The organism is Nocardia sp. NPDC049220 (assembly GCF_040647855.1).
GTDB lineage: Bacteria > Actinomycetota > Actinomycetes > Mycobacteriales > Mycobacteriaceae > Nocardia.
This window is the reverse complement of the sequence record NZ_JBEZDA010000001.1, coordinates 1,185,017-1,201,493: the sequence shown is the minus strand read 5'-3', so window position 1 is coordinate 1,201,493 and position 16,477 is coordinate 1,185,017. Positions and strand designations below refer to the sequence as shown.

Below are 16,477 nucleotides of genomic sequence, written 5' to 3'. Positions count from 1 at the left end.
AATTCGGTGGTGTCGCCGGTGTCGATGCCGCGGCTAGCCGGCAAGCGACTCGCGGATCACCCCGACCGCCTCGTCCAGCGGAACCTGCCGTTGCTCGCCGGTCACCATGTCCTTGAGCCCGATGGTGTTCTCCGCGAGATCGCGGTCGCCCAGCACCAGGGTGAGCTTCGCGCCGGACCGGTCGGCCGCCTTCATCGCGCCCTTCACGCCACGACCGCCGTAGGCGAGATCGACTCGGACGCCCGCGGCCCGCAACTGCCCGGCCAGCACGACCAACTGATGTTTGGCGGCATCGCCCAGTGGCACACCGAACACATCGCAGCGCGCCGGGCTACCCACCGACTTGCCCTCTGCCCGCAGCGCGAGCATCGTGCGGTCGACACCGAGGCCGAAACCGATACCAGACAGCGGCTGACCGCCGAGTTCGGCCATCAGCCCGTCGTAGCGACCGCCGCCACCGATGCCGGATTGCGCGCCGAGACCGTCGTGCACGAACTCGAAGGTGGTCTTCGTGTAGTAGTCGAGACCGCGCACCATGCGTGGGTTCACCACATACGGCACCCCGAGCGCGTCCAGGTGCCCGAGCACCTGCTCGAACTGCGCCTTGGCCGACTCCGAGAGGTGATCGATCATCAGCGGAGCATCCGCTGTCATCGCACGCACCTCGGGCCGCTTGTCATCGAGGACGCGTAGCGGATTGAGCTGGGCGCGGCGTGTGGTCTCCTCGTCGAGCGGCAGACCGAACAAGAACTCTTGCAGCAGCTCCCGGTACTGCGGACGACATGTCTCATCGCCGAGTGAAGTGATCTCGAGCCGGAACCCCTCTAGCCCGAGTCCACGGAATCCACTGTCGGCGATGGCGATCACCTCGGCGTCCAATGCCGGGTCATCGATGCCGATCGCCTCGATACCGACCTGCTGCAACTGCCGGTAGCGGCCCGCCTGTGGCCGCTCGTAGCGAAAGAACGGACCGGAATAGACCAGCTTCACCGGGAGCTGACCACGGTCGAGTCCGTGTTCGATGACCGCGCGCATCACCCCTGCGGTGCCCTCGGGTCGCAGGGTGACGCTGCGATCGCCCCGGTCAGGGAAGGTGTACATCTCCTTGGTGACCACGTCGGTCGACTCGCCGACGCCGCGGGCGAACAACGCGGTGTCCTCGAAGACCGGCAGCTCGATATGCCCGTACCCGGCCAGTCGGGCGGCACGGATGAGGCCGTCGCGCACCGCGACGAACTCGGCCGAGCCGGGTGGCACGTAGTCCGGTACCCCCTTCGGGGCGGAGAAGCTGCTGGTCTTGGTCACGATGCTCCAGTTTCCACCACCACGCCCCGCGAAGTCCAACCGGTTTACCGAACCGACTCTCAGGAAGGATGCGGAGCAGTCTCAGGAAGAAATGGCACACTCTTATCCCGATGTCATCGGATACGGGAGGAACGTGGTAGTGCCGAGCAACGAACAGCGACGAGCAGCGGCGAAACGCAAGCTGGAGCGCCAGCTCTCCCATCGGGCGCAACGGGCGCAACGGCGCAAGCAACTCACGATCGCCGGCTCGGTGCTCGGTGTAGTCGTGGTAGTCGCCGCCGTCACCGGGGTGTATTTCCTGACTCGCGGGGAAGACGGCAACAACTCCACAGCCACCGACGCTGCACTGTCCGATTCCGCGTCACTGTCCAATTCCCCGGCCCCCGCGGCGCCGCCTGCCGCGAAGGCGAAGCCGGCGAAGGTCGACTGCGTCTACCGCGATGGCGCCAAGGCCGCGGGCAAGCAGGTGGCCAAGCCGAAGGGTGACGGTATCCCGACCACCGGCGTCGACGCCGAGGTAAGCGTCAGTATGGAGACCAGCCAGGGCCCGGTCGGGCTGATGCTGAACAACGCCGCGGCGCCCTGCACCGTGAACAGTTTCGTCAGCCTGGCTTCGCAGAACTTCTTCGACGGCACCGCCTGCCATCGGATGACCGCGAGCGAGATGCTGAAGGTGTTGCAGTGCGGCGACCCGACCGGCACCGGATCCGGCGGTCCCGGTTATGAATTCGACAACGAGTACCCGACCGATCAGTACGCGCAGGACGATCCGGCGACCAGTACACCGATCGCCTACAAGCGCGGTGTGCTCGCCATGGCCAACGCCGGCCCCGGCACCAATGGCAGCCAGTTCTTCATCGTCTATGGAGATTCCCAACTGCCGCCGCAGTACACGATCTTCGGCACGGTGGACGAGAACAGCCTCGGCACCCTCGACAAGATCGCCCAGATCGGCCAGGACGATTCGAATGGCCCCGACGACGGCAAGCCGAAACAGCCGGTCACGATCCAGTCGGTACGAATCGACCGCTGATCGTCGAACACGCGGGCCCGCCGCCGAGAATTCGGCGGCGGGCCCGCGTCGTACCGGGCCTGTGGCCGATCGATGCCACGCCGCACGGATCGGCCACTCTCTGCGGTAAGCATGCCCTAAATCAGAAGATCATCCGGGGAGTTCGGAGGTGTGCCGGAATTGTGCGATATATGCCGATACGCTGGCGCGCTCGTGCGATTATGTCGACCTTTGTCAGGTAATCTCGAACCAAGGAGTTCCCATAGCGCAGCCTTCCCTAGCAGGCAATCCCCTGGGGGAGTCCGCGCCACAAGTCCTCCTGGTGTCCGCGTTTGCAGATGGGGCACCGCCTACGGACTACAGTTCGCATGGCGGTGTCCGTGACGAAGCACCACAATCATCCACAGTGATCACTGCAGCATCGGGGAGCAGCCATGTCCGAGGAACTGGATGACATCGGCCGTGAAACTGCGGCCATGATGAGGACTATGTTGCAGCTTGCGACGCTCGTCGCGCTGCGGACCCGCGAGCGTGGTCAGAAAGAAGCCGAAGCGCGAGCGAAGCTCACCGAAGCCCGCGCCAAAGAGGCCAGGGAGATGCAGATCCGCGAGGCGCGCGACGCGAAAGCCAAGGATCCGCGCAATGCGGAACTGTCTCGGCTGATCGAGAAGCCGCTCGCGGAGAAGGGCGTGTCACTGGAGAAAGACCGCTTCTCCGCGCAAGCCGAGGCCACCCGCATGGCTGCGAACGCCGCCGCGAACGCTAAACCCGCGCTGCGGTACGACTCCCCGGAACGCCGCATGGCGATCGCCGCCCATCTCGCCAAGATGGGCGTCGCGCCGGAACTTGCCGCGGTCCGGATGCTGATCGAGGTGGGCCAGGCGCAGCCGCCGGGCGAGGCCGTACGCGCCCGGGCAGACGAGGCGCCCTCGGTGACAAGGGCCAAGGACCAGGAAGGCCGCGGTCTGGAGCGCTCGAGACAATAACAGAACAACACAACGCCCGCTGGTTTCCCAGCGGGCGTTCGCCTTGGTGGGCAGCTGCGCGAACCGCTGCCTAGCAGACGGTCACAGACCGAAGTCACCGACCGTAGGATCACCGAACATGCCGTGTTGCGGCGATTTCAACGGCAGCGGACTGAGCATGTCCTTGTGACCATTGCGCACACTGCAGTATTTGAACGGCCCCTTGGGGTCGAAGAGCTTCGACATGTGCTGGTCCGCGTGATCCAGGAACCAGACACTCAATCCGGTCCGTGGGTCCAGACGGTAGTGCTCCCATGCCCGCCACAACGCGTCCAGACGCGCGACCGCCTCGGCGTGTTGCCACCACTCCGGGCACCACACCGTGTCGCTGAGATCGGTGACCTGACGCCGGTAGACCACGCTGAGATAGTTTTCGACGAACTCCACCACACTCGCGTAGATCATCGGTTGTTGCTGCTGTTCGGTCACAGCGGCCGAGCCTCCTCGATCTGTCCGTACTCGGGCGGTGGTGTCCCTTTGCTCAACGAGGGGGCACCGATCAGGTCCGTGATTTCCGTCTTACGCTGCGGATCATGGTGTGAGATGGACTTCTTCACCTCGGCAGCGTACTCGCCTTCCCACCAGGGCACGGTCCGGACGAGCACTGGCGGCGCACCGGACGGGAACACGATGATCCGGCCGCGCGGCAGCGTGGCGAGGCCGTTGACCGAGAAGGTCTTGGAGGAGCCGAGCGAACGCGAATAACTCTTGCCTCCTTTGGATTCCGACATCGACTGGGAGATCGAGTCGTATTCGCCGAGGACGTCGGATCGCTCCTGCAGAAACTTGGTGTCGTCGACGCCGCTGCCGAGCACCTTGATGTTCGCCGCCGCCCACAAGGCGTTCATGCCGCTTTCACCCCAACAGCGAACCCCTTGCGCCCAGGACTGCAACACTGTCATCACCACGATGCCGCGCGAACCGAAGTGGCTGTACTGTTTCGGCAGATCCTTCCAGCGCACGACGTTCGCGGCCTCGTCCAGTACCGCGAGCAACGGAATCGCCAGTCGCCCGCCCGCCGACTGCGAGGCCTTGCGCATCGCGACATCCACCACTGCTTCGGTGAGCGCGCTCACCAGCGGGGCAGCCGAGCCGCGGCCCTCGAGCGAGAGACTGTAGAGAGTTCCGTTGTGCTCCAGGAACTCCAACTCGTCGAACTCCCGGCGATCTCCGCCCTGGGTGATCCACGGATGCACGTTCGACAACTTGAGGCAGCGGACCATCTTCTTCGCGGTGCCGAAGATGCCGCTACGGGTGCGCGGATCGCTGTTGTACTGGGAGGACAGACCGGAGGCCGTGTAGTGGTGGCGCGCGGCGCGGAGGAGTTCGATGGGCTCGGTGTCCTGCGGGTTGGTCACCCACTCCCACACCTGGACAATCGGTCTGCTGCCATTGCCGTCGCCGACGGCGGCGGCGAGGAATAGTCCGGCGAGCAGGTCCTCGGCCTCCGGATCGAAGAACGCGTCGGTCTTGCTGTCGCTGCCGTCGTCGCCGTCGGCGAAGTGCCCGGCCAGCCGCGCCGCGCGCATCTCGCAGCCCTCGCGGCGGGCATCCACCCAGGACAGCGGATCCCAGAACCAGGTCGGCGCCTCGCCGGCGACGCCCTGCGGGTCGAAGACGAAAGTGGGACTTCCTTTGGCCTCCCGGACGTCCCGGGTGGCGTCCACCACGTCGCGCTTGTTCGAGGTCGCCAGCACCGGTCCGATCGCGGTGAGGATCGCCGGGATCACCCGGGAGGTCGATTTGCCCTGACGCGGGCCCCAGATGTCCAGATGCAGATCTTCGTAGGAGCCATACAGCATCACCCCGTCAGCGACACCCATCCCGATCGGGACGCCGGGTATGTCGTCGTATCCGAGTCGCACGCCGAGCTGTTCGGCCTTCGCCCGGACCCCCGCCTCGGTGAGCATCGAGATCGCGCCACCGTAGCCCATCACGTCTGCCTTGTCGTCGACCGGCAGCCTGCCCTTGCTGCGCCGCTTCTTCAGCTCTTTGCCGATCACGAGGTAGGCGACCACGCTCAGGATCACCAGCAGCACGATCACCGTGGCCGCCCCGGGCCATTGCAGCTTGCCCCTGGCGAGGCCGGCGACGATGGCGATCGGGTTGATCGGGATGTGCTGTGGACTGCCCGCGAGCAGGTTACCCAGATGCACCGCGAGCCACAGGGTTCCGAAGATAGCGAAGCCGGCGTAGGTCAGAATCAGGACGGCATCCGGATCGGGCACGGCCGGATCTGTGACCTTTTTCTTCTTCGCCATGTTTGCCTCCTGGGTCGAGCCGTCCGGTGGGAATGCGTGTGGTCAGCGGAACGCGTCGAGCCGCCAGCCGTCGGGCGTGCGAACGACGGTGGCGATCACCGTCGCCGGCGGCAACGACTCCTTGCGCCCGTTGGGGAGGGCGACGGTCTGCTCGATCCCGATTTTGAATTGCTGGATGTTCGGGTCGGTGGTGTTCGGCGCCTTTTCGCCGGAGGCGAAGGTGAACGCCTCCACGCGCGCCCCTGCCTTCCCCCAGTCCGCCCACTGCAATGTCGCCTTCGGCGTCTCCAACCCGGTCGGCGCGCCATCCAGCATACGAATCAGGCTGGGGCCGAGAAACTTCCGTGCGCGATTCAAGGAAGCACCCGGATTTTCGATGGCCGGTTCCCAGGTGTAGATCTCCCGCAGCGCCGCGACGGCGACGCCATCGGGCGTCACCGGGTCGGGGGCGGGGACACCCTCGAGCAATCGGGTTGTCGACGTAGCCGGGTGCGCCCCATCGGGTTCCGCGTCCGCACGGTCTCCACGACCGCAGGCCGCGCCGAGCATCGCGACGCTCAGCACCAGCATCACCACCAGTTTCGTGCGGGCATTTGCCTTGTCTGTCCAGGCTAGCGGCATCGGGGGGCACTGCGGCAGTGTCGCCGCCGTGTGTTCCGGCGCGACGTGACCATGACCATTCACAGCACCCTCCTCGCCCGTCCGTCCCCAGGGACCGCGATGTCCGAGACACCGCCACGCGACCGCACATCCGCGCCGGGCACTGATTGGATCATGCGTCCGTCTCCGGCGTAGATGCCGACCTGCGCGGGCCCACGTGGCCCGAATGAGCTGAACACCAGGTCACCCGGCCGCACTCTGCTCATCGACACCTCAACACCGGTCTCCCACTGTTGCTCGGCCGTGCGCGGCAGTGTCACCGTGCCTGCGGAGGCCGCGAACACCGCCGCCGAGGTCAGCCCGGGACCGTCCAGACCGCCACCGCTGGGCCCCTGCGGCCCGCCACCGCCCCATACATACGGCGTGCCGAGCCACTCGTGCGCGGCCTCGACGATCTGGTCACCGTTCGAGCCCTCCCCCGGTGTGAATCGGCCGAGCGACCCAGGCGCACGGTACTGGGCTTCCATCGCCAGGATGTTCTTGACGTATGGCTGGGTCTCAGCGTAGTGTGCCGCAACCTGATTCGGCATGCCGCCCGAGGCGAGCACCGCCCCTTCGCCCGCGTTGTAGGCGGCCAAGGTCAGCGCGACGACATCGCCCTGTACCTTTCCCTCGGATTGCCACCCCAGGATTTTGTGCGCGATCGCGCACATGTAGCGGCCCTGGCCGATGATCGCGTCGCCGTCGTCCCACAGGCTGGCCATGCCATTGCCGTCGGCGTCGATCACATAGGGCCGTCCATCGTCCGGATTGGTGCTCACCGCGGTACTGGGCAGGAACTGCGCCAGCCCCTGCGCACCAGCGGGTGAGATCGCACCGCGCCGGAAACCCGACTCCTGCCTACCCTGCGCGGCGAGCAACGACGGCGTGATCTGCGGGCAGATCGAACCGGCACGGCGATACCAGATCTCCAGTTCCGGCGGAACCTTTCCCGCCGCGAGCGCGCCCCCGGCGGTGCCGAACCCGAGACTGCACCGCGGATCGCTGGAGAAAGCATGCGCGCCGCCGACATCCGGCGTGGGGGCTCCGCCCAGCCAGGGCAGCGGGTCGATCTGGCGGCCCCCGGTGAACCGGCCGCCCGGGACGATCTCGAAATGCAGGTGCGGACCGCTGGATTCGCCCGCGGAGCCGACCGCGCCGATGAGCTGCGCCGCCCGCACCGTGTCGCCGACCCGGACCAGTACACCCGAACTCCACATATGCCCGTAGACCGCCGAGTACGAGCGGCCGTTGGTGTCCGTCGAGTCGATGACGATCCAGTTTCCGAAACCCGACGCGGGACCGGCGGCGACGACGCGACCATCGGACACGGAGTAGATCGGGGTCCCGTCGACCGCGGCCAGGTCGACGCCCCTGTGCACGCCGCCCCGCGAGCCGAAAGTATCCGACACGCTGAAGGTTCCGACGGCCAGCGGCAGCGTACGACGCAGTGGACCGCTCCCCGCGGCAAGCAACGGTGTCGCGGTCGCGGTCGGATTGGTCTGTGTGACAGTAGGCTTGCCCGTCGCGGCGACCCGCGAGTCACCGGGAGCGTATCCGCCGAGCGGCGGCAGTACCGACTGCGAACCCAGCACCGGGGCTCCTTCACACGCGTCGTCCACCGCGGGCATGATGATGACGAGCACGATGGTCAGGAGACCGAGCACCGCTCCGAGCGCGGACCACAGCACCGTCTTACCACTCACCGCCGCACCTCGGCGCCGTGCCGCGGGCAGGCGTGCGTCACGTCCGGCGCCGGGCTTCGTTGAGCGTGTCGGCCAGGGTGCGGTTCATCTCGGCGGCGGCCGCCAACTGCTGTTGTAGCAGTGCGACCTTTCGCCGCAGTGCGGTCGCGTCCAAACGTTCCAGACTGGGACCTTCGGCCGCGCGCACCCAATTCCGTACCGAATTCGTGTGCACACCGATCTGTTCGGCGACCACGCGACAGGCCTCCGATTCGCTGCGTAGTTTGGCCGTGAGCGCCATCGCCTGCTGGACAGCGGCCTCGCGTACCTCTGGCGAGACGCGGCGATAGGACCGGTGCGGCATCATGCGGCGCACCCCCCACCGGCGGTCACACGCCGCGTCCCGCCGCGACCGGATCCCGCATCACGTCTCCACTGATATCTCATGCGGCACTCCCTGGCGAATCCGTTCCCCGCGACGTCGATTCGGTGAATTCGCTGAACCGCTGGTTGGTGTCGTGGATTCCGCTTTCCTTCTCCGACAGCGTGAATTCCATGTGGAACGGGATGCCGGGCCGGCGGTCCTCACCGATCTTCAGCAGGAACTTACCTGTTCCCGGCGGCGAAGGCCGCTGCTGGCCCGGTTTCAGCGCCTCTCCGGTCAATGCCTGCGGCGCGGACCATCCGGTCACCATCTCCTCCTCGGCGGACGTGAACGGAATCGTGCTGTCGAGGCGTTTGATCTCCTCGGCGGGCAGGGCGCCGAAGATCTTCGCGCGCGCGCGCTCGAGGAAGCCGAGCGCCTTGGCGATGGCGGCTTCCGATCCCAGCGCTTGCAGGTCCTTGATCGTATGGCTGATCATGATCAGCGCGGTGGCGATGCCACGCTGCAGTCGAGTGAGCTCGTCGACGCGGTCGACCATGAAGTCGCCGAGACCGAGCACCTGCCACAGCTCGTCCATCACCACTTGGAAATAGCGCTGCGGGCCCAGATTCGCATCCGACAGAACGTGTGCGGCCTCGACGGAGGCGAAGCCGTCCGCCCAACAGGCCAACATGACGGCGGCCTTGAGCTTCTTGTCACCGGTCGGGATATGCGAGACGTCCATGCACACCGCGACGGCGCTGGTGTCGATCGGCACGGTGGTCTGGCCGTTGAACACCGCGCCGAACGGGCCCTGGGTGAGCGCACGCAGCGAACGCCGCAAGCCTTTGATCGCATTCTGATACTCGCCCGGGTTGTCGGCGCCCGCGTCCAACATCAGCTCATCGCCACCGCCGACGATCACCTCGAGCAGGTTGTCCATGATCGGCGGCTGGTCCGGCGCGAACCCGCTGCCCGGTTTGTAGAGGATGCGCAGCGCGGTCGAGATCAGCGTCTCCTCATAGTCGCGGACGCGGTCGCCACGAACCAGTTCGACCAGACCGGCGATGAGCGTCACCTGCCGGGCCCGCAGGTCCTGCAATACCTGAAGTTGCAGGGCAGGATGGTCTTCCAGGCGCGGTACGACCGCGCCCAGCACCCCCGCGGCGAGCGGATTGAGCTTGCCGTGCCCATACCCCAGGTCGATCACCTGGCCGCCGACCAGCTCGACCATCTTGCGGTAATCCGGTTTGACATCCGCCAGGATCAGCGGCGTAATGCCTTGCGCGATGCCGCCGAGCACGATCCGGCGGACCAGCGATGACTTGCCGAAACCATTGAGACCGAGCACGAACAGGCTGGGTGCGGTGATGAAACTGCCGCGCATGAACCAGTTCATCGGATCGAAGCAGACCGGCGCGCCGGTGTGCAGGTGCGAGCCGAGCGGCGTACCGATCAGCGGCGCGCCGGCACCGACCGACCACGGCCACAGGCCCGCGACTTGCGCGGTGGTAGCACGGTATTCGACGGGACGTCCGACCACGTTCATCCGGCCACCCCCCGCGCCCGCATAGCCTCGGTCGGTGAGTTGCGCTGTGCTGCGGTCGAATCCGTCCTCAATCGTCTGCTCGGCACGTGCGGCGTAGTTGCGGCGGCGGATGTCGTCGGTACGGACCCGGAACTGTGCCCACGCCGCTCGCAGGCCGCTGCCCTCCCGGGCGATCATCTCCAGCTTGGCGCGGGTGGCGTCATCGAGCAGCGGAGGACCCGACTGTTTGCGCCGGTCCGCCCGGGCCTTCGCGCGGCGGGCCGCCTTGTCCGGATACGCCGCGCCCATGGCGCGGTCGGCCGTGTAGTCGACCTTCGCGGGCCGCGCCACGCGGCCGGTTCCGGCGCCGTTTCGTTCCGGACGTCCCGGCCGCGCCATCCGCTCGGTGACCGCGTCGCGGGACGGACGGGGAGTCCGGGTGCCGTCGGCACGGGAGCGATCCGCGGACGGGCGCTCACCGCGGGAACGGTCGACGTGCGTCCGTTCGGAGCGCGCGCCGTCGGATCGGCCAGTGCCTGCGCGCGCACGCCGCTCGGCGGCCTCTCGCGCGGCCCGCCGATCCCGGTCGGACGGCTCGACGCCCGACCGATCCTCGCCGCTCACCCGCGCCGATTCCCGCGTTGGGCGTCGCGGCCGCTCCAGCCGCTGTCCCCATTCGTCCCGTCCGGCCTGCTCGAGCCGCCTGCGGCGTTCGGCCTCGTCCCGGTCCCGTACGGGTGGCTCGTAATCCCGTGCCATCTATCGCTCACCCCGCCAGTGCCTTGGGAATTGTCGCGTGTTCCGGCAGGATCACCCCGCAACCCAGCGAAGCCGCGAAGGCCGCCGCTTGGTAGCGGTAACACCGCCGAATCTTCAAACGCGCCTGAGTCGACAGGTCGCGCGTGATGGCTTCGATACGCGGCAGGTCGCCGCGCAGGGGCTCGGTGATGGTCACCAACGCCCCGAAGCGGGTCACACCGTGACCCCTGGCCTGCTCCTCGCGGGCCTGCTGGGTGGCGCCCACCCGCAGAGTCGCCGCCGCGGACACCACACCACGTTCGCTCTGCTGGGCCACCAGTGCGTTCTTGAAGTCGTCGTCCACGATTTCGGCGGCGTCGGCGGCCGAGTGCGGACGGTACACAATGGCGATACGTTTGCGCGGCACTTCAGGATTCGGCGCGAGCAGTCGCTGCAGCACCCGCTCGTCGACCGCGCCCTCCGGCGCGGCGTCCATCTCCCAGGTGACCGAGCGGCCACCGTCGTGCAGCAGGTGGTCCCACTTCTCGTCGTGCGAGACCGGCCCGGCGTCCGCCCAGTCCAACCCGTGGCCCTCGGGTGCGCTCGCCGCGACTTCCAGATCGGCCTGCGAGGCAGGGTCGTAACTGCGCCGAATGAACGAGATCACCTCGTCGGCCGACATCGGTTGCGCGCGCACGCCCGCCTCCGCCAGCGCGGCACAGATGCCCGGCAGCCTCCGGCCGATCTCGACGGCCTCCTCGGCCGGGTTCTTCCGCCGCTCGGCGGTAGTGGCCTTGAAGGTGATCGCCACGCGCGGCAGCAACTGCACCCGTTCCTGCGGCAACTCGGTCGCCAGCTCGTACATCACCTGCTGAGCCAGCTCCGGAGCCTCCGGCCGGGTGATCGTGGAAACCTCGGTAAGCAAACGGTTTCCGGTTTCGGGCACCGTGTCGATGACCGGAACGACGGCGATGATGTCACTGGTCTGACCGACCGAGGCGAGAAAAGTGCCCCATGCCGAGACCCACCGGTCGATGACCGGCTGGTCCACCGCCTCATGACCCTGCGGCCACGCGCGCAACACCACCGTGTACTGCGCGAACTGCGGGAGGTGGATCATGCCGAAGCTGTAGCCGCCCGCGTCGATGCCCTCGTAGAGTTTGGAGGGCGCGAGCAGACCAGGCAATCGGGTGACACCGCCCGGGATTCGGGAGAACCTGCCACCCCGGTACACGTGCTCGCCGCGACTGCGCGAGCGCATCCAGTTGAACATCATCAATCCCGTCTCGTAGCCCGAACGGCCCCCCGTCCGCCACACCAGTGGCACCATCACGACGACGCCTGTGCCGCCGACGATCACCCCCCATTGGAAGCCACCGACCATCGCCGTGATCAGCGCCGTGATCACGACCGCGAAGCCGAGCACGGTCTCCTCCCACCGCAGGCCGAAAAGACCTGCGCTGCGGGGCTTCTGCCAGAGTCCGTACGAGCGCCGCTCGTAGGTGTCGGTGAATGTCATCGCGGAATGGTGCTCCTCCCGAGGTCGGGTGAACGGTTCGCCCAGCGGTCGCCCGCGACGTCACCCATGGCTTGGTCGGCCCGGTTCAGGCCGCCGCTAGCGGCACGCGCCGCGCCGATCCGGCCTGCCGCCCGCCCCGCTCCGGACGGTACTCCGGCGGCGCCCTCGGGCCCGGAGGCGCGCGGTGCCGCGCCGCCCTGCCCACCGCCACCACCCCGCGGGGGGGTCGGCCGTGGCGCGCCGCCGCGCGGTCCGCCCGCCCCACCGGGACGCGGACCCGTTCCGCTGCCACTCACGTAGCCCGCCGCACCCGGCGCCGCGGTGCTTTTGACGCCGACGGCCTTGGTTCCCATGGCACCGAGACCCGCCACAGCAATCAAGGTGCCACCGGTCGCGGTGAGACCGGAACCACCGCTGCCCACAATCGCGACGGCAGGCGTGACCAGCCGCATCAGCGCGGGCAGCACGAACGCCACGCTGCACAGCAGCACTATCGCGACCAGCATGCGCTGCGCCTGCTCGCCGTCGGGCAGACCACCGGTCTCGGTGAGCGCATCCACATGGCCCGCCGTGGTGAACGCGATCATGTACACGATCGCCGCCACCGGTTTCCACAGCATGAACGCGATGATCCAACCGATCAGCTTCTGATACGACTGCTTACCCACATTCATGCCCGACGCGGCGGCCGCCAGCGGCAGGACACCGGCGGCGATCACCAGCAGACCCTGGCGGACGATGGCCAGGACGATCTGCGCCAGTGCGCCGAGCACGCCGACGATCGCGATGATCAGCACCAAACCCGGCGAGAACGCCTGCAACTTACTGGTTTTCACCATCAGCTCGGCGAGGTCTTTGGCATTGCCATTGGTCGAGTCGTTGATGATCCACTCCGAAAAGCGATCCGAGGCCTGGGTGCCCGCGACGATCACCGCGCCGAGCATCCACGAGCTGAACACCACCCGCGCGAACATTCGAAACGACTCGGCCGCCTCGTTCATCGTGGCACCCCGTCTGGCCTCGGCCAATCGCGCGCCCGACAGGATCACCGACGCTATCAGCAATAAGATCTGCGCTTGATAGGTGTAGTCATTGATCTTGGTGAACAGTGAACCCGAGTCGCTGACCGCCTCGTTGGGTACTTTCATCCAAAAAGTCAAGGCCAGGATGATGGCCTCGCCGAGACCGTTCATCAGCGAGTCGACCACCTTGCCGAAGGTCGAGTCCCATGCCTTGTCCTTGACCGCGGTTGCCGCCTGGCCGGGGTGCGAGGCGGCGTTACCCGCCTTGCATGCGGCCGATGCGGCATCACCGAGGGAGAACCCCGGCAGTCCGACGTTGTCCAGGGTGTCGTGGATGTCGTTACACGTCTCGTCGAAGCCGTAGGTCTGGCCGTAGGCCACAGTTGGCGTAGCGATCATCACCGTAAAGATGACCGCGAAGATTGTGACTAGTCGCCTCACCATTGTGTCCACCCATCGATCGAGCCGATCGTCTCGAGCGGCTGCGCGTCGCTCGCGGACGACTTGAGTTTCCAGGCACCGTCGCGCCAGACCACGTTGAGTCTCATGGCCACCCAACTTCGCCCGCCGTGCAAAAAGTCACGGGTCTTACGGGCGATTCGAACAACAGCGAAATCGTCACCATAACTTTCGATTCGGAATGCGTCGGACGCGAACAACAAGGGCTTGGCACTTTCCGGCAGTACGTTGGGCACCTTGCCCTCGGCGATCTTCCGCTCCCGATCGGCGAACTCCTCCGGCGTGAGGATCACCAATTGCTGCCACAGCGTCCGGTCGGTCGGACGCGCCACTGTTCGCCAGTAGATCTGTTCTGCGGCGAGCACGGCGCCCTGCGGAGTCTTCGTGAATCCCAGTGGCACACCGTCAGCTATGCGCGCCGGACCATCGGTAGTCGAGAACGGGATCACCGGGCCGCCATACACTCGCTGCCAGCCACCCTGCTGATCCATTCCCCCGGGGGCAGCGGTCTGCCATTCCGGATCGGTCGGCGTACGCGGTCCTCCGAACTGCGAAAGTACCTGTCCAGCAGGTTCTTTCGGGATATCGAAGGGATGGCCGAACGAGTCCTTGTCGGTCCCGGCAAAGCCCGCTGCGACGGTCGGCGCAATCGGCACAGGCTGTGAGACCGGCCCCGCCGCCGACGCCTGATCACTCCGAGAAGCCCCATCCCCCACAACGGCCACGGTGACGATCACGATGACCGCCACGGCCAACACCGCACCGCCGCCCATGAGCGCGAGCGAGGCGCGACCAGAATATTTCTTTCCGCTTACCATTTCGTCCACCCCTGCAACGACTCGATGTATGCGGTCTGGGCGTTGTTGGTGGTTGCCGGCTTCAACCGCCAATCTCCCGCGTCCCACACCATGACCAGGCGCGTCGCGGCCCACAGCTGCTTACCGTCCACCACCGGCCCCCTGGTGGCCAGGCGGACGATGGCGAGATCGTCGGCGTAGTCGTCCACTTTGAACGCGTCGGAGGCGACGAAATAGCGGGTCACCTTCTCGGGTTGCTGATCGGGCAGGCGATCGTCGGCCAGCGCCTTGTCGTACGCGGCGATCTGCTGGGCGGAAACCCGGACTTGTCGTACATACAGATCGCGGTCGGCCGGGCGAGCGTTGAGCCGATAGGTGATCTGCGCGGCAGCCAGCACCGCGCCCTGCGGCGTGTGCGAGTACCCGACGGCCAGGTCGTCTTCGATACGGGTCGGCCCGTCCGAGGTGGAGAACGGCACGGAGGCGCCGTATACCCGCTGCCAGCCGTATTGCGCCGTGGTCCCTTCCGGGGCAGCGGTCAGCCAGTCCGAGTCGGCCGGCTTGCGTTCCCGCGACGGCGCCTGCGGAAGTGTTTGTCCGGCAGCATTGTTCGGAATATCCACGCGCCTGCCGAGAATATCTACCTCGGGCGAGGCGAACCCGACGCCGCCGGAACCACCTGAGGCCGCGGGGGGGCCATCCACGCTGTCATCATCGCGACCGACAAAGACGAAAATGCCCACGATCACGATGAGCGCCAGCACGGCGGCGGACGCGACGACACCGAAGGAGACGCGGTCGTTCGCGTACGACTCCTTGTCGCTCACGTCGGTGCCTCCAGTTTCACGATGTCGGTGGGTAATGCGTCGATCGAATCGATAGGTCGGGCGATCGAATTCGGTTCGGGCAGCTGTAATCTCCAGTCGCCGGCGAACCATTCGACGGTCGTGTGGTTCACCGCCTTCGAACTGTCGGAGTACTCGGTGAACACATCGACGGTGGATCGCTGATCGGTATAGCCGGTGATCTGGTAGCCGAGCAGGCGCGGTGCGAACTCGGGCCCGGCCGGACCCGTGATCGACAGTTGCATCCGGTTCACCGCCCACTCGTCCTTCGCTGGCCCCGGAACAAGTTCCTGCGCAGCCACTTTCGCCCATTGCGAGTCCGTGGACACCGCCAACCGCACCGAATGGATCAGTGCGGCAACGCCCGCGCCCCGCGGCGAGTGCTCGAAACCGGTTGCGGCGCCCTCGGCCATCGACGCAGGCCCCTGGCCGGTCTGCGGCAGCGGCACGCCCTGAAACGGCTGCCACCGCACGTCGGTCGGCGCCGCGGTCAGGTCAGGACCCGACGGGTCGTCGTCACCGCCACACCCGACCGCTGCCAGCAGCAACGCGACGCCGACCACTCCGGCCGTCGGGCGGCGACAGAGCTGTGACGGCGCTATGGCGTCGTTCGACCGCATCACTGTGGAATTCATTCCCGCGTCGTCCTCGTCCCGTTCCGATGGCTCACGCAGGCAGGAACGCCAGGGCAATTCCCGACGCAGTACTCGCCACCGTGGCACCGAGCAAGCTCATCAGCACGCCGTGCGAGGAGTCGTTCATGGCCAGGTCGCTACGGAACGCGATCCACAGCTTGCCTGCCGAAACGATCATCCAGGCCAGGCACACCAACAGCACGAACCACAGCAGCCAGTTCAACAGCTGCATGAGCGGCGCTAGGACGTCGGCGGGCATCTGCTTGTAGGCCAGCAGCTCGGCTGCGGGCACACGCACGCTACGCATCGCGAACATCAGGTGCCGATGACCGCGTTCATGATGGTGCCCGCGCTGGTCGCGACAACACCACCGATCATGGCTCCCGCCACCATCTTCGGTGACTCCAGACCGCCGCCGGTCCACTTCTCCCAGGCGAACTTGCCGCCCGCGTAGGTGATGCCGCAGATTCCGGACAGCAGGACGAACCAGGTCAGATAACGCACCAGCTGCAGGATCTTCTCCGATCCGGGAGGTGCCTCAGGCGTCGGGTTACCGACTTGCGCGAGAACGGTGCCGTACGTGTCCTGCACGGCGAGGAGGATCATGCTCATCGGATGCCTTTCTCGAATAGTGGTGTGGTTG

16 protein-coding genes are annotated in these 16,477 nt (G+C 66.8%); 2 read left to right on the top strand and 14 right to left on the bottom strand.

Going from position 1 to position 16,477, the window contains the following annotated elements; all coding sequences use genetic code 11:
- Positions 1-33: 33 nt before the first annotated feature.
- Positions 34-1,305 carry a histidine--tRNA ligase gene (hisS, locus tag AB0C34_RS05325; protein ID WP_357067631.1) on the bottom strand — a complete coding sequence of 424 codons (1,272 nt, stop codon included), beginning with the start codon at positions 1,303-1,305 and terminating at the stop codon, positions 34-36.
- A 139-nt stretch (positions 1,306-1,444) separates the two neighbouring features.
- Here hisS and AB0C34_RS05320 point away from each other — a divergent pair, with 139 nt between their 5' ends.
- Both AB0C34_RS05320 and AB0C34_RS05315 read left to right on the top strand, forming a co-directional pair.
- Positions 1,445-2,338, top strand: coding sequence for a peptidylprolyl isomerase (locus AB0C34_RS05320; RefSeq protein ID WP_357067630.1), 894 nt, complete (start codon positions 1,445-1,447; stop codon positions 2,336-2,338).
- Between the two features lie 413 nt (positions 2,339-2,751).
- The gene (locus AB0C34_RS05315) at positions 2,752-3,303 is read left to right on the top strand and encodes a hypothetical protein (protein ID WP_357067628.1); all 552 of its coding nucleotides are present in this window, start codon (positions 2,752-2,754) and stop codon (positions 3,301-3,303) included.
- A gap of 81 nt (positions 3,304-3,384) precedes the next feature.
- On the opposite strand, the gene AB0C34_RS05310 is transcribed toward AB0C34_RS05315, so the two are convergent.
- The 13 genes from AB0C34_RS05310 to AB0C34_RS05250 all read right to left on the bottom strand — a co-directional run bounded on the left by AB0C34_RS05310 (position 3,385) and on the right by AB0C34_RS05250 (position 16,446).
- Positions 3,385-3,771, bottom strand: a complete 387-nt coding sequence (locus tag AB0C34_RS05310) for a DUF4913 domain-containing protein (protein ID WP_357067626.1) — start codon at positions 3,769-3,771, stop codon at positions 3,385-3,387.
- On the bottom strand, positions 3,768-5,603 hold the full coding sequence (locus tag AB0C34_RS05305) for a TraM recognition domain-containing protein (RefSeq protein WP_357067624.1): 1,836 nt from the start codon (positions 5,601-5,603) through the stop codon (positions 3,768-3,770). Before AB0C34_RS05305 ends, AB0C34_RS05310 begins: the two co-directional genes overlap by 4 nt.
- A 42-nt stretch (positions 5,604-5,645) precedes the next feature.
- A complete protein-coding gene (locus tag AB0C34_RS05300; protein WP_357067622.1) occupies positions 5,646-6,287 on the bottom strand; it encodes a hypothetical protein in 642 nt (213 codons plus the stop codon).
- The gene (locus AB0C34_RS05295) at positions 6,284-7,948 is read right to left on the bottom strand and encodes a peptidoglycan DD-metalloendopeptidase family protein (protein ID WP_357067620.1); all 1,665 of its coding nucleotides are present in this window, start codon (positions 7,946-7,948) and stop codon (positions 6,284-6,286) included. The genes AB0C34_RS05300 and AB0C34_RS05295 overlap by 4 nt, the downstream gene beginning before the upstream one ends.
- Positions 7,949-7,985: 37 nt before the next feature.
- Positions 7,986-8,294: a transposase gene (locus AB0C34_RS05290; RefSeq protein WP_357067618.1), complete on the bottom strand. Its 309-nt coding sequence runs from the start codon at positions 8,292-8,294 to the stop codon at positions 7,986-7,988.
- A 76-nt stretch (positions 8,295-8,370) separates the two neighbouring features.
- The gene (locus AB0C34_RS05285) at positions 8,371-10,578 is read right to left on the bottom strand and encodes a hypothetical protein (RefSeq protein WP_357067616.1); all 2,208 of its coding nucleotides are present in this window, start codon (positions 10,576-10,578) and stop codon (positions 8,371-8,373) included.
- Between the two features lie 7 nt (positions 10,579-10,585).
- Positions 10,586-12,076 carry an SCO6880 family protein gene (locus AB0C34_RS05280; RefSeq protein WP_357067614.1) on the bottom strand — a complete coding sequence of 497 codons (1,491 nt, stop codon included), beginning with the start codon at positions 12,074-12,076 and terminating at the stop codon, positions 10,586-10,588.
- Entirely contained in the window at positions 12,073-13,497 is a 1,425-nt protein-coding gene (locus AB0C34_RS05275) for a hypothetical protein (protein WP_357067612.1), read from the bottom strand. The genes AB0C34_RS05280 and AB0C34_RS05275 overlap by 4 nt, the downstream gene beginning before the upstream one ends.
- A gap of 38 nt (positions 13,498-13,535) precedes the next feature.
- Positions 13,536-14,375, bottom strand: coding sequence for a hypothetical protein (locus tag AB0C34_RS05270; RefSeq protein WP_357067610.1), 840 nt, complete (start codon positions 14,373-14,375; stop codon positions 13,536-13,538).
- Entirely contained in the window at positions 14,369-15,181 is an 813-nt protein-coding gene (locus AB0C34_RS05265) for a hypothetical protein (protein ID WP_357067609.1), read from the bottom strand. Before AB0C34_RS05265 ends, AB0C34_RS05270 begins: the two co-directional genes overlap by 7 nt.
- Positions 15,178-15,834: a hypothetical protein gene (locus AB0C34_RS05260; RefSeq protein ID WP_357067607.1), complete on the bottom strand. Its 657-nt coding sequence runs from the start codon at positions 15,832-15,834 to the stop codon at positions 15,178-15,180. The genes AB0C34_RS05265 and AB0C34_RS05260 overlap by 4 nt, the downstream gene beginning before the upstream one ends.
- A gap of 31 nt (positions 15,835-15,865) precedes the next feature.
- Positions 15,866-16,141, bottom strand: a complete 276-nt coding sequence (locus AB0C34_RS05255; protein ID WP_357067605.1) for a hypothetical protein — start codon at positions 16,139-16,141, stop codon at positions 15,866-15,868.
- 8 nt (positions 16,142-16,149) lie between these two features.
- Positions 16,150-16,446, bottom strand: a complete 297-nt coding sequence (locus AB0C34_RS05250; protein WP_040692318.1) for a hypothetical protein — start codon at positions 16,444-16,446, stop codon at positions 16,150-16,152.
- Positions 16,447-16,477 lie beyond the last annotated feature (31 nt).

What these genes read in the sequence shown, in the direction of transcription:
- AB0C34_RS05315 (WP_357067628.1), top strand. Translation starts at nt 2,752, where the DNA reads ATGTCCGAGGAACTGGATGACATCGGCCGTGAAACTGCGGCCATGATG.
- AB0C34_RS05305 (WP_357067624.1), bottom strand. Translation starts at nt 5,603, where the DNA reads ATGGCGAAGAAGAAAAAGGTCACAGATCCGGCCGTGCCCGATCCGGAT.
- AB0C34_RS05290 (WP_357067618.1), bottom strand. Translation starts at nt 8,294, where the DNA reads ATGATGCCGCACCGGTCCTATCGCCGCGTCTCGCCAGAGGTACGCGAG.
- AB0C34_RS05285 (WP_357067616.1), bottom strand. Translation starts at nt 10,578, where the DNA reads ATGGCACGGGATTACGAGCCACCCGTACGGGACCGGGACGAGGCCGAA.
- AB0C34_RS05280 (WP_357067614.1), bottom strand. Translation starts at nt 12,076, where the DNA reads ATGACATTCACCGACACCTACGAGCGGCGCTCGTACGGACTCTGGCAG.
- AB0C34_RS05275 (WP_357067612.1), bottom strand. Translation starts at nt 13,497, where the DNA reads ATGATCGCTACGCCAACTGTGGCCTACGGCCAGACCTACGGCTTCGAC.
- AB0C34_RS05270 (WP_357067610.1), bottom strand. Translation starts at nt 14,375, where the DNA reads ATGGTAAGCGGAAAGAAATATTCTGGTCGCGCCTCGCTCGCGCTCATG.
- AB0C34_RS05260 (WP_357067607.1), bottom strand. Translation starts at nt 15,834, where the DNA reads ATGAATTCCACAGTGATGCGGTCGAACGACGCCATAGCGCCGTCACAG.
- AB0C34_RS05255 (WP_357067605.1), bottom strand. Translation starts at nt 16,141, where the DNA reads ATGCGTAGCGTGCGTGTGCCCGCAGCCGAGCTGCTGGCCTACAAGCAG.
- AB0C34_RS05250 (WP_040692318.1), bottom strand. Translation starts at nt 16,446, where the DNA reads ATGAGCATGATCCTCCTCGCCGTGCAGGACACGTACGGCACCGTTCTC.